Origin of the sequence: Rhodococcus sp. JVH1 (assembly GCF_000280725.2) — a bacterium.
GTDB classification, from domain to species: Bacteria; Actinomycetota; Actinomycetes; order Mycobacteriales; family Mycobacteriaceae; genus Rhodococcus_F; species Rhodococcus_F jostii_A.
On sequence record NZ_CP166289.1, the window covers coordinates 4275791 to 4299644 of the forward strand.

Sequence of the window (23854 nt, forward strand, 5' to 3'; positions counted from 1 at the left end):
CGAGTCTCTGGACTCCTCAACCGCGCACGGGCGCGAAGCGCCCTCGAACTCGGACGGTGGCCCAGGTGAGTTGTTCACGCAGCAGCAGGGCCGCCCAGGAGATGGTCTGCACGGGTTGGACCAGTTGGACCTGGCTGACCTGTGCCATCGGCCCGATCGCGAGCCCGCGGTACCAGGCGAAGAATCCGAGGAACGTGCTCACCACGCCCAGGTAGGCGAACGCCGCCCACTCGATCGGTGACCCGGTTGGCGGCTGCCGGATCGCCGAAATGACTGTCAGGGCGATCATCAGCGGCGCGGCGACCATCAGAGCCCAGGACACCGTCTGCCATGCGCCGAGTTCGCGGGTGAGGAGGCCGCCTTCGGCGTATCCGACCGCGGCGGCTACGACGGCACCGAACAGCAGTAGTGCAACTGACCGATCCCGCCGCCCTGCATGGACGCGAACACGACAGACGGCAGCGCGCCCCCCCGGCCATGATCCAGAACGACAGCGGCGGACGCTCTTTGCCGCGGACAACAGCCGTGACCGCGGTCGCCGCCGGCAGCAGCGCGATGACGACGGCACCGTGACTGGCGGGCGCAGTCGTCAGGGCGAACGACGTGAGGAGCGGGAAGCCGACGACGATTCCACCCGCCACCACAGCGAGACGCATCCATTGCGCTCGCGGCTCCGCCGCCCGTGCATGGTTAAGGAGTCCTGAGACTCGTCAACCACGCACAGGCGCGAAGCGCCTACTTCAGCACCGTCGGACCGAGGAATTCGCACACCTGCAGGGCGAGTGCGAGATCCAGCTTGCTGTGCGTGCCGGTGGCAGGGTCGCCGAGGGCTTTGGTGATGCGGTATTTGACGGTGTTGCGGTGGAGGTTCATCTGCTGGGCGGTGTGGAGGTGGCTTTCGCCGGTCGCGAAGTAGGTGCTGAGCGTGGTCCGCAGTGTCGCGGCCTGTTCGGTGTTCTCCGCGAGTGGGCCGAGGACCTCCCACACCCAGGCCCGGGTGGAGTCCAGGTTCTCGGCGAGGAGCGAGACGACGGCGACGCCGCGGTCGCCGAAGCCGACGATCGGCCGGGCCGGGGTGTTGGGCACGGTGGCGACGGAGTAGGCGGCGTGCGCTTGTTCGTGCGACCGCCGGAATCCCGCGATCCCGGACGCGGCCAGGCCGATCGCAGTCCGGATGCCCGGGTTCGCGGGCAGGGCCGCGGCGAGTTCGGTGGTGTCGAGGATGGGCTTCCGGCGGCCGAAAGGCAGCCAGGCCCACAGAGTTCGGCGGTCGATGGCGGTGACGATGGGCGCGGAGTCGGTGGCGAGGTGGTGGGCGAGGTCCCGGACGTAGTGGTCGAGTGCGTTGAGGCTCGCCTCGGTGTCGGAACCGGTGGACCACAGGATCATCGCGACATGCGTCTGCTCGAGCCGGTAGTGGGTCTCGGCCTCGAACGCGGACCCGTCGTTGCCGGTTCCGGTGAGGAGGGTGTGGATGGTCGACGAGTGGACGTTGCCGCGGGCACCCAGCCACCGCCGGCGTTCCTGCTCGTAGGCGTCGAACACGTAGAGGGTGATCCAGTCGATGTAGCTGTACACGACCTCCGAAATATGTTTGAGCACAGCGAGGGTCAGCGGTCCGGACAGTTGGAGGGCGCTGACTTCGTCGTAGCAGATCTTGATGAGGTCGTCCTGGCCCATGTGGTACGCGCGGACCAGCGAGTTCGACGACACGTCGCGTTGCGCCAGTCGCAGCGCATACTCCACGGCGGCGGTGGTGGGCTGCAAGTGGTCGACGGGAATGTCGTTGGCGAGGACGTGCACGATCGTCGAGACGTTGCCGTTCACGCTCGCCTCGAGCAGTTCGACGAGTTGCGGGTCTTCGTCGAGTTGGTCGATCTCGTGTGCGAGCAGCGCGCTCATCGTGCGGGTGATCTCCGCCTGCCGCGCATCGAGTTTCCGGGCGACGCCGGCGACGATGTCGAGGACCTCGGCCTCCGCCATCGCGGGCACCCGCGCCATGCGGCGCCTGGCACCGGCGCCGCGGTCGCCGGGGGCGGGACTGCTCACAACACGTCCCCTCCTCCCTTTCGCAGATAGCGCAGAGCCGATTGCGCCGCGTTGTATCCGCACATCCCGTGTGCCCCGGCGCCGGGCGGTGTGGAGGCCGAACACAGGTACGTGCCGGGGATCCCGGTGCTGTACGGGTCGAGGGCGATGCGCGGACGCAGCACCACCTGCGTTTCGGTGTTGGCGCCGCCGATGATGTCGCCACCGACGTAATTGGGATTCGACGCGGCCAGACGCGCCGGTCCGCTGCTGACCGTGGCGACGATGCGCTCCCGGAAGCCGGGCGCGAATCGCTCGATCTGCGCGGCGATCGCCTCCGTCGCGTCGCCCGTGTACCCGTGCGGGACATGGGCGTACGCGTACAGCGGATGCAGATCGCCGTTCGACCGACCGGGATCGGCGAGGTACTGCTGACCGAGGAGCACGAACGGCCGCTCCGGCATCCGCCCCGCCGCGACGTCACGCTCAGCGGCCGCGATCTCGGCGAAACTGCCACCCAGGTGGACGGTTCCGGCGCGTCCGCATTCGGGATCGGCCCACGGCACCCCGCCCTGGATGGCGAAGTCGACCTTGAACGCGGCGGGCGCGTGCTTGAATCGCCGGTACGCACGGGCCACCCGGTCGGGCAGGCGGGCGCCCAGGATGCCGAGCGCGGCGGACGGCGCGACGTCCAGCAGGACGACGTCGGCGGGCGGGAGTTCGTTCCACTCGCGGACGTGGACACCGGTGGTGATCTTGCCGCCCCGGTCGGTCAGCAGGGCAGCGAGTGCTCCGGCGATCGACTGCGATCCGCCCTCGGCGACCGGCCACCCGTAGCGGTGCCCGGCGGCGATGATCATCATCCCGACCGCGGACGTCGCGGGCCGGTCGAGGCGGTAGTAGGCGTGGGCGGCGGCACCGCCGAACAGGGCTCGGGCCTTGTCGGTGCGCCACCAGCGGGCGGTCACCGCGGCCGGGAGCAGAGCCCGGGGTCCGAAGCTCGCGAGCCGCAGCGGGTGCCGGGGCACGTTCGCGATCGGACGCATGAGGTCGGCGGCGAGGTCGTCGAAGCCGTCGGCGAGTCCGCCGAACATGCGCTGCCAGCGCGCGCCGTCGTCGCCGAGTCCGGCGGCGGTGGCCGCGACCGACCAGTGCAGCAATCCCGCCTCACCGGAGTCGAGGGGGTGGGCGCAGTCGATCTCCGGCCACTTCCACGTCAAGCCGTACCGGCCGAGGTCGAGGGTCTGCAGATACGGCGACCCGGCACCCATCGGGTGGAACGCGGAGCACTCGTCGTGCAGCAGTCCGGGGACGGTGAGTTCGCCGGAGCGGGTGCCGCCGCCGATGGTGTCGGCGGCCTCGAGGACCTGGACGTCGACGCCGTGCCGGGCGAGGTGGACCGCGGCAGCGAGCCCGTTGGGCCCGCTGCCGACCACGACTGCGGTGGTCACGGCCGCACCACCAGATCTGTCTTCTGCATCTTCGCCTCCCGCGTCCGCACGTTCGAGCCGTCTCCGTCCAGTGTCCACTGCACGTCGAACGGAATGGGACCGTTCGGCAGCCACGGCTGTTCGTTGATCGCGGCGGACACCCTGTACGTTCCCCGCTCGATGACACCGAGCGCGGCGTCGATCACCTTGTACTGCTGAGTGCCCTTGTGGATGGGCTGCGATTCGATCCAGGCGACGACGAACTCGCCGGGCGCGAAGTTGCAGCGCCGCTGGAGTGCGGCGATCAGGAACTCGTTGTGCAGGTGACCGTCACCGAAGTTGAACGCCACCAGCGAGTTGCAGCTGAACTCGGCCTCGCGCAGCGAGTAGGTGTCGATGTCGTCGCCGAGGTGGCGCATCATCAACGAGAACAAGGCCCGTCCCTGGCTGTGCATCGACCGCCAGCCGAGCAGTTGGTGCATCACGACGTCCGCGACCTCGGGCGGGTAGGTGGCCAGCAGCTGGGTGCGCGTGTTCTTGGTGGGACGGATGATGTGCTCGTCGAGCTTCTCCTCGGCGCCCGGCGCGAAGGCCCAGGTGGCGGACGCCCAGTTGCCTGCGTACTGACGCATCGACGGCAGGAACGAAACCAGGTCGGGGCGCAGGTTGCCGAGGATCGGGAAGAACACCAGGGCGGCGACGATCACCGCGGTCAGCCACACCGATGACATGTCGGCGACGCCGTATCCGTCCCAGGCGGGGAATCCGAGGAACAGGAAAATCGACGCGTAGGCGAACAGCAGGTTCCACTCGAGCGGCACCGCCAGCGGGAACGTGGACAGGATGAACAGGTGGAACGCGACCATCAGCACGACCGCGAGCAGCGTCAGCGTGCGGTTGGTGGAGAACAGCAGCACCAGCGGGGTCACCACCTCCACGACCGTCCCGAGCACGTGGGCCACGCCACCGGCGACGATCGACGGCCGCAGGTCCTCGGGGAAGTTGCGGTAGTGGGCGCGCTTGATCTTCTTGAACGGCATCCACGGGGTGTTGCTCAGCATCGGCGGCACCACCATCGAGAAGTGGTGTCCGAGCTTGGAGACGCCCGCCCCGACCCACACCGAGACGATCAGCAGCTTCAGCGCGACGATCATGTCTACGAACGGAAGGACACCGAAGAACACGATCGCGGGCAGGTACTGCTCGCTGCGGGCCGCGATGAAGATGACCTTGTCGCGCAGACCGATCAGCACCAGCAGCGCGATCAGCGGAAACAGCACCGCGGGGCGGACGAGTCCGGAGTTGTCGGTGATGGCCGCGTCGATCGACGACGTGTGCACGCCCGGAAGTATCAGCGCAACAACGATGTTGACCAGCAGGGCCGCGTAGATCAGGACGTCGCCGACGGTGCGGGTGTCGCCCGAGGTGAGCGGCACCTTCCCCGGCCACGGTGGGAGCCGGATGGTCCCGGGGCGCAGCCAGTACAGTATGCCGCCGGTCATCGGCTTGAAGTGGCCGGCGAGCGGACCCCACGAACCGGCGAGACCCACCGCTTCGAGCAGCACCGTCCACAGGATCAGCTTCTGGTAGATGATCGGCTCGTTCCACCAGCCACCGACGTCGAGGACGTTCAGGCCGGATGTGAACGTCGCCAACGTCAAACCGACGCCGAGGTAGAGGACGAGCAGTTTGAGAATGTAGATGGTGTGCACCATCTTCGGGGTTCCGAAACCGTAGTCGACCCAATGGGTCGACATGGCGCGCAGGCGGTCGCGGAACGGGAGGTCGAGGAAGGTGGAGGGGTCGACTTCGGGGAAGTTCCCGGTCTTGAATCCCATGGAAGGCTCCTGAGGGTAGGGGGCATCGCCTCGGGTGCGTCCCGAGGTGTGGGGTGTTACTGGATCAGCGGACGGCGGCAGGCCGATGGCGACTCCGCAGTCCCGGTTTGTCGATCTTGCCGACGGGGTTGCGGGGCAGCGCGTCGACGATGTGAATAGCCACCGGCAGTTTGACTTTCGTGAGCCGGCTTCCGAGGTGTTCGGCCAGGAGGACGTCGGTGACGGCGGTCTCCGGGTAGGTGACGACGTATGCCACCGGCACCTCGCCGTACACGTCGTGCGGGGCTCCGATCACGGCCGCCTCGAGGACGTCGTCGTGAGTGGCGAGAGCGTTCTCGATCTCCTTGGGGTAGATGTTCTCCCCGCCGCGGATGATCATGTCCTTGATGCGATCGACGAGGGTGAGGTAGCCGTCCTCGTCGAGTCGGCCGACGTCGCCGGTGTGCAACCAGCCGTCGACGACGGTGTGTTCCGTTTCGTCGGGGCGGCCGAGGTAGCCGCGCATCACGTTCGCGCCCCGGATCACCACCTCACCGACTGCCCCCGCCGGCACCGGTGCCCCGGACTCGTCGACGATCGCGATGGTCTGCCCCGGCAGTGCGGGGCCGACGGTGCCCAGCTTGCGAAGGCCGTCCGGGGGGTTGCACGCGGACGCGCAGGTGCCCTCCGTCAGCCCGTAGCCCTCGACGATGACGAGTCCGAAACGCTGCTCGGCGTGCTCGAGGAGTTCCTTGGAGATCGGGGCGGCCCCGCAGACCGCGAAGCGCAGCGAGGAGGTGTCGCCGACGGTGTCCTGGGAGACCAGGAGGGCATAGATGGTCGGGACGGCGGAGAAGTACGTCGGCCGCAGGCGGGCGACGTCGTCGAAGAACCGGGCCGGTGAGAAGCGTCCGGTGACGCTCAGCTGACCGCCGGCGAGCATCGGGGTCAGGAAGCTGACGCAGATCGCGTTGACGTGGAACAGCGGGAGGATCAGGAGGCAGTGGTCGTCGGCGGTCAGTGAGAAATGCTGCACCATCGAGGAACTCATGACCTGCAGGTTGTCGTGGGTGAGCATCACGCCCTTGGGCCGTCCGGTCGACCCGGACGTGTAGATGAGCAACGCGAGGTCGTCTCCGCAGGCGGTGGTGCCGGGTGCCCAGGCAGGGTCGGGGATGGTCGCCATGTCGTCGACGGCGATCACGGGACGTCCACCGGTCGGTGCGCCGGGTCCCTCGTTGACAACGAGAACCGCTGTGGCGTCGTCGATTTGGTACTCCGCCTCGCTGACGGTGAACGTGGGATTGACCGGGGTCGCGGCCGCACCGATCCGCCAGGAGGCCATCAGGGCGATGAGCAGTTCCGTGCGGTTCGGCAGCATGATCGCGACGACGTCGCCACGGCCGATACCGTTCTCGGACAACTGTGCGGCGAAGGCGTCCACCCGCTCCGCGAACTGTGCGTAGGTCAGTTCGAGTCGGTCGTCGCGCAGGCAGGGCGCATCTCCGCGCTGTGCGGCGAGGTCCCAAGCGAAATAGCCGATGTGCGACACGATTTCGTCCGCCCTTTCGTTGTGGTGTGATCCACAACACTATCGACGGGGTTTCGTACAAGAAACGGCCTCAGGGGCTCGAGTTCGATCGGTTCGTTGTCGGTTGAGCACAACGGCTGGTGTCCGGGGGTTGACACCGCACCGCAGACGTGGTCAATATATGCAAACGCTTAGAAAATAAGCATATGCTTAGAACTGAGGGGCTGCAGGTCCGCACCGACTGCCGTCCACCACGTCAATCGGTAGGAGTTACCCATGCCCGAGGCCGTCATCGTCTCCATCGCCCGGTCCCCGATCGGTCGCGCCATGAAGGGATCGCTCAAGGGCATGCGCCCCGACGACCTCGCCGCGCAGATGGTCCAGGCGGCACTCGACAAGGTGCCCGCCCTCGACCCCACCGACATCAACGACCTCATCCTGGGCTGCGGCCTGCCCGGCGGCGAGCAGGGGTTCAACATGGGCCGCAACGTCGCGGTCCAGCTCGGCTACGACTTCATCCCCGGCACCACCATCACCCGGTACTGTTCGTCGTCGCTGCAGACCACCCGCATGGCACTGCACGCCATCAAGGCCGGTGAGGGGGACGTCTTCATCTCCGCCGGCGTCGAGACCGTCTCCCGGTTCACCGCGGGCAACTCCGACTCGCTGCCCGACACCCAGAACCCGCTGTACGCCGACGCGCAGACCCGCACCGAGAAGCTCGCCCAGGGTGGCCAGCAGTGGGTCGACCCCCGCAAGGAGGGGCTGGTTCCCGACACCTACATCGCGATGGGCCAGACCGCCGAGAACGTCGCGCAGATCACCGGCATCACCCGCGAAGAGCAGGACCGGTGGGCGGTGCGCTCGCAGAACCGCGCCGAGGCGGCCATAGGCGCCGGTTTCTTCGAGCGGGAGATCACCCCGGTGACCCTGCCCGACGGCACCGTCGTGACGAAGGACGACGGCCCCCGCGCCGGCACCACCTACGAGGCCGTCAGCCAGCTGAAGCCGGTGTTCCGCCCGGACGGCACCGTCACCGCCGGCAACGCGTGCCCGCTCAACGACGGTGCCGCCGCCCTGGTGATCATGTCCGACACCAAGGCCAAGGAACTGGGGCTGACCCCGCTGGCCCGGATCGTGTCCACCGGGGTGTCCGGTCTGTCGCCGGAGATCATGGGACTCGGGCCGATCGAGGCGTCCAAGCGTGCCCTCGCGATCGCGGGACTGGGCATCTCCGACATCGACCTCGTCGAGATCAACGAGGCGTTCGCGGTCCAGGTGATCGGGTCGGCGCGGGAGCTGAACATCGACGAGGACAAGCTCAACGTGTCCGGTGGCGCCATCGCCCTCGGTCACCCGTTCGGCATGACCGGTGCCCGCATCACCGCGACGCTGCTCAACAACCTGACCACCCACGACAAGCAGTTCGGCCTCGAAACCATGTGCGTCGGAGGCGGACAGGGCATGGCGATGGTGCTCGAGCGACTGTAGGCGGCTCCGCCGCCCGTGCGTGGTTGACGAGTGCAGAGACTCGTTAACCGCTCACGGGCGCGAAGCGCCTAGGCCAGGCCCGACAGCGGCGGCGGGGTGTTCTCGTCGCGCCAGGCGATGGCCTCCTTCAGCGTGCCGAGGTCGTAGTCGGGACCGCCCACACCGACGGTGAAGAGGGTGACGCCGGCGTCGACGTGGGCTGCCGCGTCGTCGACCCCCGGCCACGACGTGGAGTGCTGGATGCTGTCGGGGCTGCGTCCGGCATCCCGTGCGTATCCGGCGAGGATCCCCGACTTACGTTTGTACGTGTCCATGTCGCTGAAGCTGTGCCAGATGTCGCCGTATTGCCCGACCAGCGGCAGCGTCTTCTTCTCGCCGCCACCGCCGATGAGGATCGGAATGTGCCGGGTGGGTGCGGGTTCCAGCTTGCCGAACCGGGCGGTGATCCGTGGAAGGTACTCGGCGAGCAGGTTCAGCCGCGACCCCGCGGTACCGAATTCGTAGCCGTACTCGTCGTAGTCGCGCTCGAACCAGCCCGAGCCGATGCCCAGGATCAGCCGTCCGCCGCTGATGTGGTCGACGGTGCGGGCCATGTCGGCGAGCAGATCCGGGTTCCGATAGCCGGCACACGTGACGAGCGCGCCGATCTCCACCCGCTCCGTCTGCTCGGCGAACGCCCCGAGCATCGTCCAGCACTCGAAGTGGGCGCCGGCCGGGTCGCCGTACAGCGGATAGAAGTGGTCCCAGTTGAAGACGATGTCGACGCCTGCGTCCTCGGCGCGCAGTACCGCGTCGCGGATCAGCCCGTAGTCGGGCGCGTGCTGCGGCTGAAGTTGGACACCGATGCGAACTGGACGAGTCATTCGTGGCTCCTCGGAGTAGACGTTGGGCCTTCTCGATCCATAGTGCTCGCGCGACGGTCGGGCGCACAACGAACCCGCCGAGCGGACGATCTGAGCGGGCGAATGTACCGTCCGGCGCCCCAGATGCGCCAAGCGGTACATTCACCCGGTTGTCGGCGCACCTTCCGCCCATCGTCTTCGAAACGGACGAGGACGCATCACCACCCGACCACACGGCGGACTGGAAGACTGGGTGTGTGAAGGTCACGCAGAGGCCTGACCCGCCCACCGGCATCCGGCGGGCGTTCTTTCGCGCGCCGATCTACCTCTACCACGTCCACCTCGGCGTTCTCCTCGACGGCCGATTCCTGCTCCTCGAACACGTCGGGCGCAAGACCGGCGCCCGGCGGCAGGTCGTGCTCGAGGTGGTCAACCACGACGCCGTCGGCGACGGCTACGTGCTGGCCGCGGGGTTCGGTCCCAAGTCCGATTGGTACCGGAACCTGCGCGCGCAGCCGAACGCGAGGATTCAGGTGGGCCGCCGGCGACTGTCCGTCACAGCCGAATTCCTCGATCCCGAAACCGGTGCGGACTTCATGGCGCACTACGGGTCGGAGCATCCGAAACTCGGAATGCGGATCGCCCGGGGCATGGGCTTCGACGTCGACGGCAGCGCGGCCGACTTCCGGGCGGCCGGCCGTGAGATCCGCTTCGTCCGGCTGCATCCCCGCGCCTGAGGCACATCAGCTCAGCCGCACCCCGCCCGCGAGGAGCATGGTCCGCAGGACGAATGCCGCCTCGGGACCGATGATCTCCCCGACCAGGGTGAGGTAGCGGTCCACGTACTCCGGTCCGTGCGGGGCGACCGTCGGGTACTCGGGGTCGGACGGATCCAGGTGATGGGCCACCTCGTGGAGCACCACCAGTTCGCGGAACGCCCAGGCGTTGCCGTTTCGATGCTCGGGGACCGCGATTGTCGCGCAATCGCTTTCGTAGTGGGCGGCCTTGTTACCCGACCGCGCGCGGACGTGAACCGGCGTGGCCGCCCGCGTCCACGTGGACCGCACCCAGTTCAGGGCGAGCACCCGGTCCACGTAGTCCTGTACCGAGTCGATCGACGCAAACTTGCGTTCCACCGGCAGCGTCACCTGCGACCCCATCACGTCGACGACGCGCAGCCCGCGCTCGTCGGCGCGGTCGAACATGGTGCGCACGAGGGCTTCCGCGTCGTACACGGCGGTCCGCTGGGTGTCGCGGGGCCGCTTCACGACGGGATCTGCTTGCGGGCGGTCGACAGTTCGGGTGAGTTGCTCAGGCGTGCAGTCCGGGCGGCGCGGTCGCCGGCCCGGCGGGCGCTCGACGAATGTCCGGCGGACGCCCGGCCTCCGCGCCACGTGCCGCGGGCCTGCGAGTTCTCCGAATAGTAGTCCTTCAGCTCGAGCTGCTTGTCGCGCAGGACCAGCGCCGTCTCCGCCGACGACTCCGGCACGGACACCGCCTGCTCCTCGGTCTCCTTCTTGGCGTCGGCGAGGCGCTGCCCGATCCGCGCGGCGTAGGCGAGCTGGAAGTTCAACCGGGCGGTGACACCGGCGACGGGGCGTCGCACCCGTGTCGCGACGCGGCGGCGTCCGCGCTTCTCGACCTGCGTCCGCACCGTCGTCTCGCCGCGGTACTCCCCCGACTTGATGTAGGCGTCGGATGCCCGGACCATCTGGATCAGCAGGCTCGCGTACAGGGCCTCGCAGACGTCGATGTCGCCGGCGAACCCGTACGCGTAGATGACGGCCGACGTCTGGGCGATGTCGCACTGGACGTCGTTGGCGGCGGCGATCACCAGGAATAGTTGCGCGTACGTCCGCAGACCCTTCTTGCCCGGTTCGCCGATCGTGATCAGGCGCTGCGTGGGAGTGGCCCGCTTCTCCCTGCCTGCCGCGTGTGCGCGCGCGACCGCGAGGTCGATCGAGGAGGCGGTGGCGAGCCGCTGGGCGGCGGCCATGAAGGCCTCGCCCTCGTGCGGGTTGTCGGTGGATTCCGCCTGCCGGAGGAGCCCACCGATGCGGGTCAGCATCTTGTCGGAACTCACCAAGGCAGGCTAGCCCCCGTGCGCGGTTAACGAGTCGTGACACTCCTCAACCGCGCACGGGCGGCGAAGCCGCCTACAGTCGCTCGAGGTCGTCGAGGATCAGGTTTGCGCCGGTGAGGCCGATGCCGGTGATCCACACCCGGTAGTCGGTCTGGCGGACGCCGTCGCGTCGTGACGGCCCCATCTGCCCGATGAGGACGGGGTCGATCCCCAGCTCTCCCGGTGCGGACGTGTTCGCGACGAACGCGATGTCGGAGTCGATCTGGGCGACGTTCTCGAGCGAGATCTCGGACATGTCGTTCTTCGCGTCCCACGGTTGCCCGGTGATGGTGTAGCCGGCCGCGGTCAGCACGGAACCGGAGAACGTGCCGGGTCCGTGCAGGCGCAGACCGTCGTCCATCACGCGGATGACGTGCGCGGTGCGGCCCCGGTTGGTTTCGCTCAACGCGGCGGCGCGGGCGTGGAAGGCCGACAGCTTCTGCTCGGCTGCTTCCGTCTCACCCATGGCCTCGGCGAACAGCCGCAGCGTCCCCTGCCAGTCGACCGCGGGCGACACCGAGAAGACGGTGGGCGCGATCGCGGACAGCGCGTCGTACAGGTCGCCGTGCCGCTGCTTGCTGCTGAGGATGAGGTCGGGCTGCAGCGCGGCGATCGCCTCGAGGTTCGGTTCGGCGATCGACCCGACGACGGTGGTGCTGTCCAGTCCGCCGCCCAGGTAGGCGGGCAGTGCGTCGGCGGAACCGGCCTGAGCAGCGCCGACCGGTGTCTTCCCGAGCGTGACGACGGTGTCGATGGGTAGGCTGTCGAGGGCGACGATGCGACTGGGCCTGTTGCTCACCGTCGTCGTGCCCATGGCGTGGGTGACGGTGCGCTGGGCGCCGCTGTCGCTTCCGGTTGCGGCGTCGGGTCGCGCGCATGCCGCGGTGAGTGCGGCCAGTGCGGCTGCTCCCAGTCCGGCCCCGAATTCGCGTCGCGTGAGGGCGTCGACGATCTCCTGCCATTGGGCGTCGGTGACATTCGGGGAGCACGTGGCTGAACGCATCCTGGACCTCAATCTCGAAGGGGGTAGAAGATAGGCGAACCTAACCTTATACAGTCTGCTGCGTGAGCGTGCAGACGACGACGTCGCCCGAGGGGTGGACGCCACCGGCCTGCGCGGCGCTCTCCCGGTCACTCCAGGAGCCGTTGTGCGGCACTGCGCCCCGGGTGCACGGCTGGCTGCTGATCGAGCAACCCGGACCGTGGGGCCGCGACCGGCTCCGGCAGAGCCGCCTCGACCCGGTCCTCGGCGACGCGCTCGCCACCCTGTGCGCCGACGCGGGGGTGCGTCCGGTGCTGATCCGCACCCGAGAGCGCCGCGACGTCGCCGCGGGACGTCACGTCTACCTCGTGCGTCCCGGACGAGCCGACGGCTGGGCGGAGCGACTGCTGGTGCGCGAGGACCGGGAGCTGCTGGACCTCGACCTCGCCATCGACCTGCTACCCGGAGTCGGGGAACGTCTCGACCCCACCGAATCGCTGTTCCTCGTCTGCACCCACGGCAAGAAGGACGCCTGCTGCGCGTCGTTCGGACGCCCCGTCGTCACCGGTCTCGGCCACCGCGACGGACGGGTCTGGGAGTCGACGCACGTCGGCGGCGACCGGTTCGCCGCGACCGTGGTGTGCCTGCCGTCGGGCATCTACTACGGCCGGGTCACCGCGGAGTCCGCGGAACACATTGTCGCCGAACACGATCGCGGACGGGTGGTGCTCGAGCATTACCGCGGCCGGTGCACCGACGACCCGGTGCTGCAATTCGCCGAGCACACCGTGCGGGCCGAGCGGTCGCTGCTCGGACTCGACGACGTGATCCCGCTGTCGGCGGTCCCACGCGCGGACGGCGACACCGACGTCCTGGTCCGGCACCCGGACGGCACCGACCGGGTCCGGGTGCGCACGACCCGCGACGAACCCCGCCTGACCGCCTGCAGCGCGGGTGTCGTGGACAGCCCGGACCGGTTCGAGGCGGCTCCGCCACCCGTGCGCGCTTGACGAGTCCAGAGACTCCTCAACCGCGCACGGGCGCGAAGCGCCTCTTGCGGCAGGAGGTCTCGTTGCGGTTGCGCCGGCGACTCGTGGCGTTCACGCGGAATTCACCGCCCCGATTCATCGGCACATTCATCCCCAGCTGTGGAGAAACCTGTACATGAATGCCGCCAACATGATTCGGACCGAGGGTAATTCGGCCGAATTGTCATCGGCGGCTTCGCGACGAGGCCTGACGGCGGTTGTGCGAACCGATCATCCACCGACCCAGCGGTGAGTGAGAAAGTGCGTCAACAGGTACATTCTCACGCACCTGTGCGCGGCGCCGGGTAGAAGGGACTTCGACGTTCATGGCCACAGTGACCTATGACGGTGCCACCTGCCTGTTCCCCGGCTCGGACAAACCGGCCGTCGATACGCTCGACCTGAAGATCGAGGACGGTGAGTTCCTGGTCCTCGTCGGCCCGTCCGGCTGCGGCAAGTCGACGTCGCTGCGGATGCTGGCCGGGCTCGAGGACGTCCACAGCGGCCGGATCCTCATCGGGGACCGCGACGTCACCACCCAGGAACCCAAGGAACGCGACATCGCGATGGTGTTTCAGAACTATGCGCTGTACCCGCACATGTCGGTGGCCGAGAACATGGGTTTCGCGCTCAAGCTCGCCGGCGCCGCGAAGGACGACATCCGCACGCGGGTCGAGGAGACGGCGAAGCTCCTCGACCTCGAGCCGTACCTGGACCGCAAGCCGAAGGCACTGTCCGGCGGTCAGCGGCAGCGCGTCGCGATGGGACGCGCCATCGTCCGGCAGCCGCAGGTGTTCCTGATGGACGAGCCGTTGTCCAACCTCGACGCCAAGCTCCGCGTGCAGACACGCACGCAGATCGCGCAGCTGCAGCGCCGGCTCGAGACGACCATGGTGTACGTGACGCACGACCAGGTCGAGGCCATGACGATGGGCGACCGGGTTGCGGTGCTGAAGGACGGGGTGCTGCAGCAGTGTGCGTCGCCCCGCGACCTCTACAACCGGCCCGCCAACGTGTTCGTCGCCGGCTTCATGGGGTCGCCGTCGATGAACCTCTTCACGCTGCCGATCACCCCCGACGGGGTCGTGCTCGGCGACGCGACCATCCCGCTGCCCCGGCAGCTGCGCTCGGACAGCGACGAACGTCAGGTGGTCGTCGGGATCCGCCCCGAACACCTGGAACTGTCGACCACCGGCATTCCGATGGAGGTCGCGGTGGTGGAGGAACTCGGATCCGACGCCTACATCTACGGCCGCAGCACCGTCAACGGGGAGACGCAGCAGTTGGTGGCCCGTGCCGATTGGCGGAACCCGCCCCGCAAGGGTGACCTGGTGAAACTGCACGTCGACCCGTCCCAGGTGCACCTGTTCTCGGCGTCCGAGGGCTACCGGCTGAGCTGATCCGGCGGTGGCCGGAGCGGTTCCTGACCGATTCAGGTCGGGGGTAATGCCGGACTTCTGCGGTGTTCCATGCCACAGTATGTTCCGACACCGCGCCGGTGCCGCGAGTTCAGTCGTGCCGGTAACGGGTTCATCCACATCTACCTACGGGGAGACTCCATGGTTCAGATTTCGAGAGCGGTCCGGCGCGCCGCGGTGTTTGCCACCGCTGCCTCGCTGGTCACGCTCACCGCTTGCTCGAGCGACAGCGGCAGCGACTCCACGTCGGAGAACCTCGACGGTCGCGGACCCATCACGTACGTCGAGGGCAAGGACACCACCGAGACCGGTGTCGTCCGCCAGATCATCGACGCGTGGAACGCCGAGCACCCGGACGAGCAGGTGACGTTCAAGGAGCAGTCGAACGACGCCGATCAGGCGCACGACGACCTGGTCCAGCACCTGCAGGCCAAGCAGTCCGACTACGACGTCGTCGCACTCGACGTCCCCTGGACCGCGGAGTTCGCGGCCAAGGGCTGGCTGCAGCCGCTGACCGGCGAGTTCGCGGTGGACAACACCGGAATCCTCCCCGCCACGGTCGACAGCGCCACCTACAACGGCACCCAGTACGCGGCGCCGAAGAACACCAACGGCGGCCTGCTGTACTACCGCAGCGACCTGCTGCCCGCGGCACCGAAGACGTGGGCCGAGCTGGCCGCCGCGTGTGAGGTCGCGAAGACCAACAACATCGACTGCTACGCCGGTCAGTTCGCACCGTACGAGGGCCTGACGGTGAACACCGCCGAGGTCATCAACGCGTACGGCGGCTCGTTCGTCGGCGAGGACGGCAAGACCCCGACCGTCGACAGCCCCGAGGCCCGCGCCGGCCTGCAGGTGCTGGTCGACAACTTCAAGAACGGTGACATCCCGGCCCAGGACACCACGTTCAAGGAGCCCGAGAGCCAGAAGGCGTTCGAGGACGGCAAGGCGCTGTTCCTGCGCAACTGGCCGTACGTGTACGGCACCGCCGACAAGGATTCGTCCGCGGTCAAGGGCAAGTTCGCGGTCGCCCCGCTGCCCGGCAAGGACGGCATCGGCGCCTCGACCCTCGGTGGCTACAACGCGGCCATCAGCGCGTACTCCGAGAACAAGGCGACGGCCCGCGACTTCCTCACCTTCCTGCAGGGTGAACAGGCGCAGCGGATCATCGCGCTGGGCTCGTTGCCCCCGGTCCGCGCCGCACTGTACGACGACCCGGAGATCATCGCGGCCTACCCGTTCATGCCGACGCTGAAGGTGTCGATCGAGAACGCCGTCCCCCGTCCGGTCACCCCGTACTACCCCGCTGTGTCGAAGGCAGTGCAGGACAACGCCTACGCTGCCATCAAGGGTGAGAAGTCGGTGGATCAGGCGATCACGGACATGCAGTCCGGCATCCAGTCCGCAGGCTCGTAGAGCACAGGAGTGAACATGGCCGTTCCGACTGGGACCACCAGTGGAGCGCCGGCCCGTCCCGCGGCCGGGGATAACGACCCCGGCCGCGGTTCGCGTGAGAAGAGCGAGAACAGGCGACGCTTTGGGCTGAGCAGTCGCCGCGCGTGGCTGTTCGTCGTCCCGACGCTGGCCGTGCTGGCCGTCGTCATCGGCTACCCGGTGATCCGGGCAGTGGTGATGTCGTTCCAGAAGGACGCGGGACTCGATCCGTCGACCGGCATGTTCGTCGAGGGCGGCTGGGCCGGGTTCACCAACTACACACACTGGATTCTGCAGCAGTGCACCTCCCCGAGCGGGGTGGCCGTGGCGTGCCCGCCCGGCACGCTCGGCTCGCAGTTCTGGTCGGCCGTCGGGAACACCGCGTTCTTCACCGTCGTCACGGTGGGCCTCGAGGTCGCGATCGGCCTGTGGATGGCGATCATCATGGGCAAGACGTTCAAGGGCCGCGCCCTGCTGCGTGCGGCGGTCCTGATCCCGTGGGCCATCCCGACCGCGGTCACCGCCAAGCTCTGGTACTTCATCTTCGCCTACGACGGCATCGCCAACCGCCTCCTCGGCACCGAGATCCTATGGACGTCGGACGCGTGGCCCGCGCGATTCGCGGTGATCATCTCGGATGTCTGGAAGACCACACCCTTCATGGCCCTGCTGATCCTCGCCGGCCTGCAGATGATCCCGCAGGACGTGTACGAGGCGGCGCGGGTCGACGGCGCCTCCGCGTGGCAGCGGTTCCGGCAGATCACGCTCCCGCTGGTGAAGCCGGCGCTGATGGTCGCGATCCTGTTCCGCACGATGGACGCCCTGCGCATGTACGACCTCCCTGCCATCCTGACCGGCGGCAACCCGGCCACCACGACGGTGTCGATCCTCGTGGTCGACCAGGTGCGGCAAGGGTTCAACAGCGCGTCCGCACTCTCCACCATCACGTTCCTCCTGATCTTCGCGGTGGCGTTCGTCCTCGTGAAGTTCCTCGGCGCCAACGCCGTCGAGACTCAGGAAGCCCAGCGAAAGGGGCCGAAGTCGTGACCCATCGCGCCCCGGAGCTCGAACTCCCGAGCAGGCCCGTCCGCCGCAACCGTCCGAAGCGGTTCGCTTTCAAGAACTCCCGCATCTACATCGGTGTCGCGATCATCCTCGTCTGGGGGCTCGCCCCGTTCTACTGGATGATGGTGACGGCGTTCCGCGACCCCGACTACACGTTCGACACCACACCCTGGCCCACGCACGTCACGCTCGAGAACTTCCAGAACGCCCTGTCGACGAGCAGCGGCAACAACTTCACCCGGGCCGTCGTCAACAGCATGATCATCGGCGGAATCACCACCGTTGTCGCCCTCGCCGTCGGCATCTTCACCGCCTACGCGCTGGCCCGCATCGAGTTCCGGTTCAAGTACGTGGTGGTCGGCATCGTGCTCGGCGCGTCGATGTTCCCCGTCGTCGCCCTCGTCACCCCGCTGTTCCAGCTGTTCACGAACATCGGCTGGATCGGCACCTACCAGGCGATGATCATCCCGAACATCTCGTTCGTCCTGCCGCTCACCATCTACACGCTGACGTCGTTCTTCAAGGAACTCCCCTGGGAGCTCGAGGAGGCGGCCCGGATCGACGGCGCCAGCCGCGGTCAGGCGTTCCGGCTGGTGATGTTGCCGCTCGCGGCGCCCGCCCTGTTCACCACCGCCATCCTCGCGTTCATCGCGACCGTCAACGAGTACCTGCTCGCCAGCCAGCTCTCCAGCGACGCCACCGAACCGGTCACGGTCGCGATCGCCCGGTTCTCCGGCAACGACCCGCACGTCGTGCCATACGCGGCGATCATGGCGGCGGGCACGATCGTCACCATTCCGCTGGTGATCATGGTGCTGCTGTTCCAGCGTCGCATCGTGTCGGGCCTGACGGCCGGCGGCGTGAAGAGTTAACGGTCGAGCGGAGCGAGGGGAAAGGTGTCGGTCATGCATCCGGTGGCGAAGCGGCAGCGGCTCGAGGTTCTGATCGGCATCCTCGGGTTCTTCACGGTGATGGCGTTCATCGCCGCGGTCGTCGAGGTCGTCCGCGGCGACCCCGGCGTCACCCCCGCGCTGGTGTTGCTCGGCTGCCTGGTGCTGTCGGGGCTGGCGATCGTAGCCCGGAATCGGGTGCGCTGAAACAGTACGGTCGGTATGGATATTTGCTGAGCGTTAGCGCGGCGCGCGTCACACTCGAGGCCCTTCACATAACATACGTACCGGTGGGTGCGATGATCCTCCGTGACCGGATAACTGACCGGGAGGGTGGAAGTGAGTTCTGGCAACGACGCGACGGGCAACCATGCCTCCGAACCGGGGGGTACACCGCCCGTAGACGACGGTTCGGCTGACACGACCACTCCATCACCGGACGGGACGAAGAAGCGCAACCGGTGGCGCACGGTCCGCCGGGTGAGCCTGGTCGTGATCGCATTGCTGCTGGTCATCCCGCTCGTCGTCTTCCTGGTCAGTTACGTCCGCGCCGAGGTCCCGCGCCCATCGGACATGAAGACCAACCAGGTGGCCACCGTCTTCGCCGCCGACGGCACCACCGAGCTGACCAAGGTGATCCCGCCCGAGGGCAACCGCACCGAGATCGCGCTCGACGCCATTCCCCAGCACGTCCGCGACGCCGTCCTGTCGGCGGAGGACCGCAACTTCTACTCCAACCCCGGCTTCTCCGTCACCGGCTTCATGCGTGCCGCCCGCGACAACGTCCTCGGCAAGGACAGCGCGGGCGGCGGGTCGACGATCACACAGCAGTACGTCAAGAACGTGCTGGTCGGCGCGGACCGGAACGTGTACCGCAAGATGCGGGAACTCGTGATCTCCACCAAGATGGCCCGCGAGTGGTCCAAGGACGAGATCCTCGCCGCCTATCTGAACACCATCTACTTCGGCCGCGGCGCGTACGGCATCGAGGCGGCGTCGCGCGCCTACTTCGACAAGCCGGTCGGCGACCTGTCGGTGGCCGAGGGCGCGGTGCTCGCCTCCGTGATCCAGAGCCCGTCCTACCTCGACCCCGAGGCCAACCTCGACCAGCTGCAGGCCCGGTGGAACTACGTCCTCGACGGCATGGTCGCGATGGGCGTGCTCGGTCAGCAGGACCGCAGTGCAGCGGAATTCCCGATCACCGCGCCGTCCAACCGCCCCACCGACGCCAACTCCGCGCCGGGCCCCGACGGCCTGATCCGCAACCAGGTGCTGCGCGAGCTGTCGGATGCGGGGATCTCCGAGCAGACCCTCAACACCGAGGGTCTGCAGATCACCACCACGATCGACCCGCGGGCGCAGCAGTCCGCGATCGACGCCGTCCACGACAACCTCGAAGGGGAGGATCCGGGGTTGCGGACCGCGGTCGTGTCGATCGATCCCCGCACCGGCGGTGTGCGCGCGTACTACGGCGGCGAGGACGGCGCCGGCTTCGACTACGCCCAGGCGCCGTTGCAGACGGGGTCGTCGTTCAAGGTGTTCGGCCTGGCCGCCGCGCTGGAGCAGGGCATCCCCCTCTCCGCCCGCTTCAGCAGTGCTCCGCTGACGGTCGGCAGCGTGCAGATCGGCAACGTCGAGGGCGAGTCCTGTGGCACGTGCACCATCGCCGAGGCGACGAAGCGGTCGCTGAACACGAGCTTCTACCGGTTGATGATGTCGCTGGACAACGGTCCGCAGGCCATCGCCGACGCCGCCCACAAGGCGGGGATCCCGGAGTTCATCCCCGGGGTGCAGGGCAAGACGCTCAGCGAGAACGGCGGCGAACCCGAGGGCGGCATCGTTCTCGGCCAGTACCTGTCGCGGCCGATCGACATGGCGTCCGCGTACGCGACGCTCGCGGCGTCGGGCATCTACCACCAGCCGTACTTCGTGCAGCGGGTCGTGACCGCCGACGGCGTCGTGCTCCTGGACCGTGCGCCGAGCCCGGGTGAGCGTCGGCTCGATGCCGCGGTGGCCGACAACATCAGCCAGGCACTGATGCCGATCGCCTCCTACTCGCGGGGCCACGCCCTCGCGGGGGGACGCCCGTCCGCGGCGAAGACCGGGACGGCTCAGCTCGGGGACACCGGCGAGAACAAGGACGCCTGGATGGTCGGTTACACGCCGTCGCTGGCGACGGCGGTGTGGATCGGCAAGGCCGACGCCACCGCCATCAACAACAGCTGGGGCGGACTGGTCTACGGTTCGGGTCTGCCGTCCGACATCTGGAAAGACACGATGGACGGCGCCCTCGAAGACACCGATTGGGAAGACTTCCCGTGGCCCGACCCTATCGGCGGCCAAGCCGGGGTGCCTACGTGGTCCGGCCAAACCAGCGGCGACGGAACGGGAACCGGCACCAGCGGGGTAGTCCCGCCGCCCGGTGCCCCCACCCCCGCGCCCGTCGAGGTTCCGCCCCCGGCGGCCGTCCCGGTCCCGCCCGTCCCGCCGGTGCCCGCACCCGTCCCGGCGCCGACCCAGATCGAAATCCTCCCGGGCGTCATCATCCCGCTGCCCGGTTAGCCGAGGTTCTGAATCCCGCCGCGCGGCGGAGTCCTGTTCGGCAGCACCACAACCCGCAGCGCGGCGCGGAGGCTTTCCTTCGTCTTGGCCCAGGCCCTCGCCTCGTCCTCGCACATGTCGGCCTCTTCGGGCTCCTCGTCGCGGGCGAGTTCCGCGTTGTGGCGCCACTCGAACTCCTGCTCGGTGCAGAGCCGGAGGAACTCGAGGATGGTGTCGCGGTCGCGTCCGCAGATCTCGGCCACGTCGTCCGGGTCGAGCCCGCTCTCGGAGTCGAGGTGGATCAGGGTCACGAGCGCGGCGGGGAAATCGTCCTCGCACTCGTGCTCGGCGTACGAGGACGTGGCGCCGGGTGTGGAATTGAGTTTGCCACCGAGCTTTTCGGCGAACGCGTCGTCGACGGTGTCCACGAAACGCTCGAACATCCGGAACACCGACACCAGATGATCCGCGACGAACGGTGACCCGTCGACGCGCATGACGGCGACCACGTTGTCGACGATGAGCAGGAACTTGATGTCGGGCCACTGGCGATTGAGGTCGGCGAGCGCCTCCGCGGTGCGTGTGCGATCGCTGATCGTGTGGACCACGCGGGCGAACACTTCGACGCGAGCGTCCTCCTCGATCACCCGCACATACGTCGGGAGGTCGCCGACCCACACGAGGATGTCGCCGTCCGCGTCCTTGCCCGGTGCCTGCTCGAGCATCGATTCGACCGCGGCATCGACACGGTCGCGCAAACCGGCGCCGTCGCGTAGCTGGGCCGGGACGTCAGCAGAGCCGAACTCCGGGGTCTCGCCTCGGCCACCGGTGATCGCCTTCAGGAACGAGGGATGCAGAAGGTCCCAGATCTCCCGGAACACGGTGACCGTCATCGACGCCAGCAGGTGGGCGTCCTCCCGGTCGGCGTCGAGGTAGTACGACGCGGAACCGTTGCCCTCGTCGACGTGCTCGCACAGGTCGGGGCGGTTCCAGCCGAGCTCGATCAGCCGATCGTGCTCCTCGGCGGTGAGTGCCCGCGCCGGGTGCAGGAAGCGGTTGGACGGCACCTCGCACCGCACCTTGTCGCCGGCCCATGCGAAGAACCGCACGCACGCGGCGGTCTCGACGAGGCCGTCGTCGACGCTGTCGTACTGCGACTGCAGCACCAGTTCGTCGTCGTCCTCCATAGCGTGCACGTACCCGGTCAGACGGTCCTGGAGCTCGGTCCAGGCGTCGTCGATCTCTCGATCGAAAGTGTTGTCGGACATCACGCCTCCCTCGATGAATCCTGGGTGTCACCGTAGAGGGAGGGTCTGACAAGAAATCGAACACAAAGGCGAATGCACCTTTCATCGCCGTGAAGACGACGAAAGGTGCATTCGCCCGGGAGCTGCTGCGCGGATTACTCCGCGTCGATGATGAACGCCTCGAGCTCGGTGCGAGCCTTGTCGTCCGCCATCTGGACCGGCGGGGACTTCATCAGGTACGCGGACGCCGGGTAGACGGGTCCACCGATGCCGCGGTCCTTGGCGATCTTGGCTGCGCGGACGGCGTCGATGATGATGCCGGCCGAGTTCGGGGAGTCCCAGACCTCGAGCTTGTACTCCAGGTTCAGTGGAACGTCACCGAAGGCGCGACCCTCGAGGCGGACGTACGCCCACTTGCGGTCGTCGAGCCAGCCGACGTGATCCGACGGGCCGATGTGTACGTTGCCCGGACCGAGGTCGCGGGTCAGGTTCGACGTCACGGCCTGCGTCTTGGAGATCTTCTTCGACTCCAGGCGGTCACGCTCGAGCATGTTCTTGAAGTCCATGTTGCCGCCGACGTTCAGCTGCATCGTGCGGTCGAGCTGCACGCCGCGGTCTTCGAAGAGCTTCGCCATCACGCGGTGGGTGATGGTGGCGCCGACCTGCGACTTGATGTCGTCACCGACGATCGGGACGCCGGCGTCCTTGAACTTCGCAGCCCACTCGGGGTCGGAAGCGATGAACACGGGCAGAGCGTTGACGAACGCGACATCCGCGTCGATGGCGCACTGGGCGTAGAACTTGTCGGCGTCCTCGGAACCCACGGGCAGGTACGAGACCAGCACGTCGACCTTGGCGTCCTTCAGAGCCTTGACGACGTCGACGGGCTCGGCCTCGGAGATCTCGATGGTCTCGGCGTAGTACTTGCCGATGCCGTCGAGGGTGGGGCCGCGCAACACCGGAACGTCGGCCGGCGGGACGTCGGCGATCTTGATGGTGTTGTTCTCGCTGGCGAAGATGGCCTCGGACAGGTCGAATCCGACCTTCTTGGCGTCGACGTCGAACGCGGCGACGAACTGGACGTCGCGCACGTGGTACTTGCCGAACTTGACGTGCATGAGGCCGGGAACGGTCGCCGTCTCGTCGGCGTCCTTGTAGTACTGCACGCCCTGAACCAAGGACGAGGCACAGTTCCCCACGCCCACAATGGCCACGCGCACCGCGGTGCTGTTCTCACCCATGGTCGGGTTCTCCTTTTTTCTTAGGTGTTGCTGTCGATTGCTCGGCGGCGATCAGCTCGTTGAGCCAACGCACTTCACGCTCACTGGATTCGAGACCGAGCTGGTGGAGCTGCTTGGTGTAGCGATCCAGCGTGCCGCTCGCTTTTCCGATCGCGTCTCGAAGCGCCTCACGACGCTCCTCGACCTGGCGTCGTCTGCCTTCGAGAATCCGCATCCGCGCCTCTGCGGGAGTGCGGCTGAAGAAGGCGAGATGAACGCCGAATCCGTCATCGGTGTAGTTCTGCGGACCCGTGTCGGCGACCAGTTCCTTGAACCGCTCCTTGCCGATCGGCGTGAGCTGGTAGACGCGGCGGGCGCGACGTTTGACGGTCCCCGGAGGGCCTGCGTCCTCGGCGATCAAACCGTCTGCCTGCATGCGTCGGAGCGTCGGGTAGAGGGAACCGTACGAAAAGGCGCGAAATGCACCCAGCAGTCCCGTCAACCGTTTGCGCAGCTCGTATCCGTGCATGGGTGACTCGTGGAGCAGCCCGAGAATTGCCAATTCGAGCACGTCCACCCCCTGAGTCGCCCGACCTAACCGTGTGATGCGATTCAAAACTATATCGCACCGATATATAGGAGGATACGCGCGCTCGATACATGAGACAAGCCGTCACAGGTTTTTAACACAGGTCCGGGTGGCCGGCCGCGTCGCCGAATGTCACACCGGTGCCGTCTGACTGAACGGATGTCATCGGGCGCCGGGGA

General features: G+C 67.7%; 20 protein-coding genes and 1 pseudogene. 9 read left to right on the forward strand and 12 right to left on the reverse strand.

Annotation, left to right across the window (positions count from 1 at the left end):
* Positions 1 to 16 precede the first annotated feature (16 nt).
* The 5 genes and pseudogenes from JVH1_RS19700 to JVH1_RS19720 all read right to left on the reverse strand — a co-directional run.
* Positions 17 to 677: pseudogene (locus tag JVH1_RS19700) on the reverse strand (DMT family transporter); the annotation flags it as partial.
* Positions 678 to 735: 58 nt separating this feature from the next.
* Positions 736 to 2049, reverse strand: coding sequence for a CdaR family transcriptional regulator (locus JVH1_RS19705; RefSeq protein ID WP_009476463.1), 1314 nt, complete (start codon positions 2047 to 2049; stop codon positions 736 to 738).
* Entirely contained in the window at positions 2046 to 3479 is a 1434-nt protein-coding gene (locus JVH1_RS19710) for an NAD(P)/FAD-dependent oxidoreductase (protein WP_009476462.1), read from the reverse strand. Before JVH1_RS19710 ends, JVH1_RS19705 begins: the two co-directional genes overlap by 4 nt.
* Complete coding sequence (locus tag JVH1_RS19715) at positions 3476 to 5296, reverse strand: DUF3556 domain-containing protein (protein WP_009476461.1); 1821 nt, start codon at positions 5294 to 5296, stop codon at positions 3476 to 3478. Before JVH1_RS19715 ends, JVH1_RS19710 begins: the two co-directional genes overlap by 4 nt.
* Positions 5297 to 5360: 64 nt before the next feature.
* Entirely contained in the window at positions 5361 to 6827 is a 1467-nt protein-coding gene (locus JVH1_RS19720; RefSeq protein ID WP_009476460.1) for a class I adenylate-forming enzyme family protein, read from the reverse strand.
* A gap of 255 nt (positions 6828 to 7082) precedes the next feature.
* Here JVH1_RS19720 and JVH1_RS19725 point away from each other — a divergent pair, with 255 nt between their 5' ends.
* Positions 7083 to 8297 carry an acetyl-CoA C-acetyltransferase gene (locus tag JVH1_RS19725; RefSeq protein WP_371113006.1) on the forward strand — a complete coding sequence of 405 codons (1215 nt, stop codon included), beginning with the start codon at positions 7083 to 7085 and terminating at the stop codon, positions 8295 to 8297.
* Between the two features lie 68 nt (positions 8298 to 8365).
* On the opposite strand, the gene JVH1_RS19730 is transcribed toward JVH1_RS19725, so the two are convergent.
* The gene (locus JVH1_RS19730; protein ID WP_005264455.1) at positions 8366 to 9160 is read right to left on the reverse strand and encodes an LLM class F420-dependent oxidoreductase; all 795 of its coding nucleotides are present in this window, start codon (positions 9158 to 9160) and stop codon (positions 8366 to 8368) included.
* A 236-nt stretch (positions 9161 to 9396) separates the two neighbouring features.
* Here JVH1_RS19730 and JVH1_RS19735 point away from each other — a divergent pair, with 236 nt between their 5' ends.
* Positions 9397 to 9876 carry a nitroreductase family deazaflavin-dependent oxidoreductase gene (locus tag JVH1_RS19735; RefSeq protein ID WP_043780127.1) on the forward strand — a complete coding sequence of 160 codons (480 nt, stop codon included), beginning with the start codon at positions 9397 to 9399 and terminating at the stop codon, positions 9874 to 9876.
* A gap of 6 nt (positions 9877 to 9882) precedes the next feature.
* Here JVH1_RS19735 and JVH1_RS19740 read toward each other — a convergent pair whose 3' ends face one another.
* The 3 genes from JVH1_RS19740 to JVH1_RS19750 all read right to left on the reverse strand — a co-directional run bounded on the left by JVH1_RS19740 (position 9883) and on the right by JVH1_RS19750 (position 12264).
* Positions 9883 to 10407, reverse strand: a complete 525-nt coding sequence (locus JVH1_RS19740) for a TIGR04338 family metallohydrolase (RefSeq protein WP_043780125.1) — start codon at positions 10405 to 10407, stop codon at positions 9883 to 9885.
* Positions 10404 to 11222 carry a DUF2786 domain-containing protein gene (locus JVH1_RS19745; RefSeq protein ID WP_009476456.1) on the reverse strand — a complete coding sequence of 273 codons (819 nt, stop codon included), beginning with the start codon at positions 11220 to 11222 and terminating at the stop codon, positions 10404 to 10406. Before JVH1_RS19745 ends, JVH1_RS19740 begins: the two co-directional genes overlap by 4 nt.
* Before the next feature lie 73 nt (positions 11223 to 11295).
* Entirely contained in the window at positions 11296 to 12264 is a 969-nt protein-coding gene (locus tag JVH1_RS19750) for an ABC transporter substrate-binding protein (RefSeq protein WP_009476455.1), read from the reverse strand.
* A 62-nt stretch (positions 12265 to 12326) separates the two neighbouring features.
* On the opposite strand from JVH1_RS19750, the gene JVH1_RS19755 reads away from it, so the two are divergent.
* The 7 genes from JVH1_RS19755 to JVH1_RS19785 all read left to right on the forward strand — a co-directional run bounded on the left by JVH1_RS19755 (position 12327) and on the right by JVH1_RS19785 (position 20640).
* Positions 12327 to 13253, forward strand: coding sequence for a sucrase ferredoxin (locus JVH1_RS19755; RefSeq protein ID WP_043780122.1), 927 nt, complete (start codon positions 12327 to 12329; stop codon positions 13251 to 13253).
* A 344-nt stretch (positions 13254 to 13597) separates the two neighbouring features.
* A complete protein-coding gene (locus JVH1_RS19760) occupies positions 13598 to 14671 on the forward strand; it encodes an ABC transporter ATP-binding protein (RefSeq protein WP_009476452.1) in 1074 nt (357 codons plus the stop codon).
* 159 nt (positions 14672 to 14830) lie between these two features.
* Positions 14831 to 16105, forward strand: coding sequence for an ABC transporter substrate-binding protein (locus tag JVH1_RS19765; RefSeq protein ID WP_009476451.1), 1275 nt, complete (start codon positions 14831 to 14833; stop codon positions 16103 to 16105).
* A 15-nt stretch (positions 16106 to 16120) separates the two neighbouring features.
* Positions 16121 to 17170 (forward strand): carbohydrate ABC transporter permease, encoded by a 1050-nt coding sequence (locus tag JVH1_RS19770; protein WP_005570354.1) that lies wholly within the window; start codon positions 16121 to 16123, stop codon positions 17168 to 17170.
* Positions 17167 to 18060: a carbohydrate ABC transporter permease gene (locus JVH1_RS19775; RefSeq protein WP_005249640.1), complete on the forward strand. Its 894-nt coding sequence runs from the start codon at positions 17167 to 17169 to the stop codon at positions 18058 to 18060. Before JVH1_RS19770 ends, JVH1_RS19775 begins: the two co-directional genes overlap by 4 nt.
* A gap of 33 nt (positions 18061 to 18093) precedes the next feature.
* Complete coding sequence (locus JVH1_RS19780) at positions 18094 to 18285, forward strand: hypothetical protein (protein WP_005249641.1); 192 nt, start codon at positions 18094 to 18096, stop codon at positions 18283 to 18285.
* 132 nt (positions 18286 to 18417) lie between these two features.
* Positions 18418 to 20640, forward strand: a complete 2223-nt coding sequence (locus JVH1_RS19785) for a transglycosylase domain-containing protein (protein ID WP_043780133.1) — start codon at positions 18418 to 18420, stop codon at positions 20638 to 20640.
* On the opposite strand, the gene JVH1_RS19790 is transcribed toward JVH1_RS19785, so the two are convergent.
* The 3 genes from JVH1_RS19790 to JVH1_RS19800 all read right to left on the reverse strand — a co-directional run bounded on the left by JVH1_RS19790 (position 20637) and on the right by JVH1_RS19800 (position 23657).
* Positions 20637 to 21887 carry a hypothetical protein gene (locus JVH1_RS19790; protein ID WP_009476449.1) on the reverse strand — a complete coding sequence of 417 codons (1251 nt, stop codon included), beginning with the start codon at positions 21885 to 21887 and terminating at the stop codon, positions 20637 to 20639. The genes JVH1_RS19785 and JVH1_RS19790 overlap by 4 nt on opposite strands.
* 134 nt (positions 21888 to 22021) lie before the next feature.
* Positions 22022 to 23107 carry an inositol-3-phosphate synthase gene (locus tag JVH1_RS19795; RefSeq protein ID WP_009476448.1) on the reverse strand — a complete coding sequence of 362 codons (1086 nt, stop codon included), beginning with the start codon at positions 23105 to 23107 and terminating at the stop codon, positions 22022 to 22024.
* On the reverse strand, positions 23100 to 23657 hold the full coding sequence (locus JVH1_RS19800) for a PadR family transcriptional regulator (RefSeq protein WP_005264441.1): 558 nt from the start codon (positions 23655 to 23657) through the stop codon (positions 23100 to 23102). Before JVH1_RS19800 ends, JVH1_RS19795 begins: the two co-directional genes overlap by 8 nt.
* Positions 23658 to 23854 lie beyond the last annotated feature (197 nt).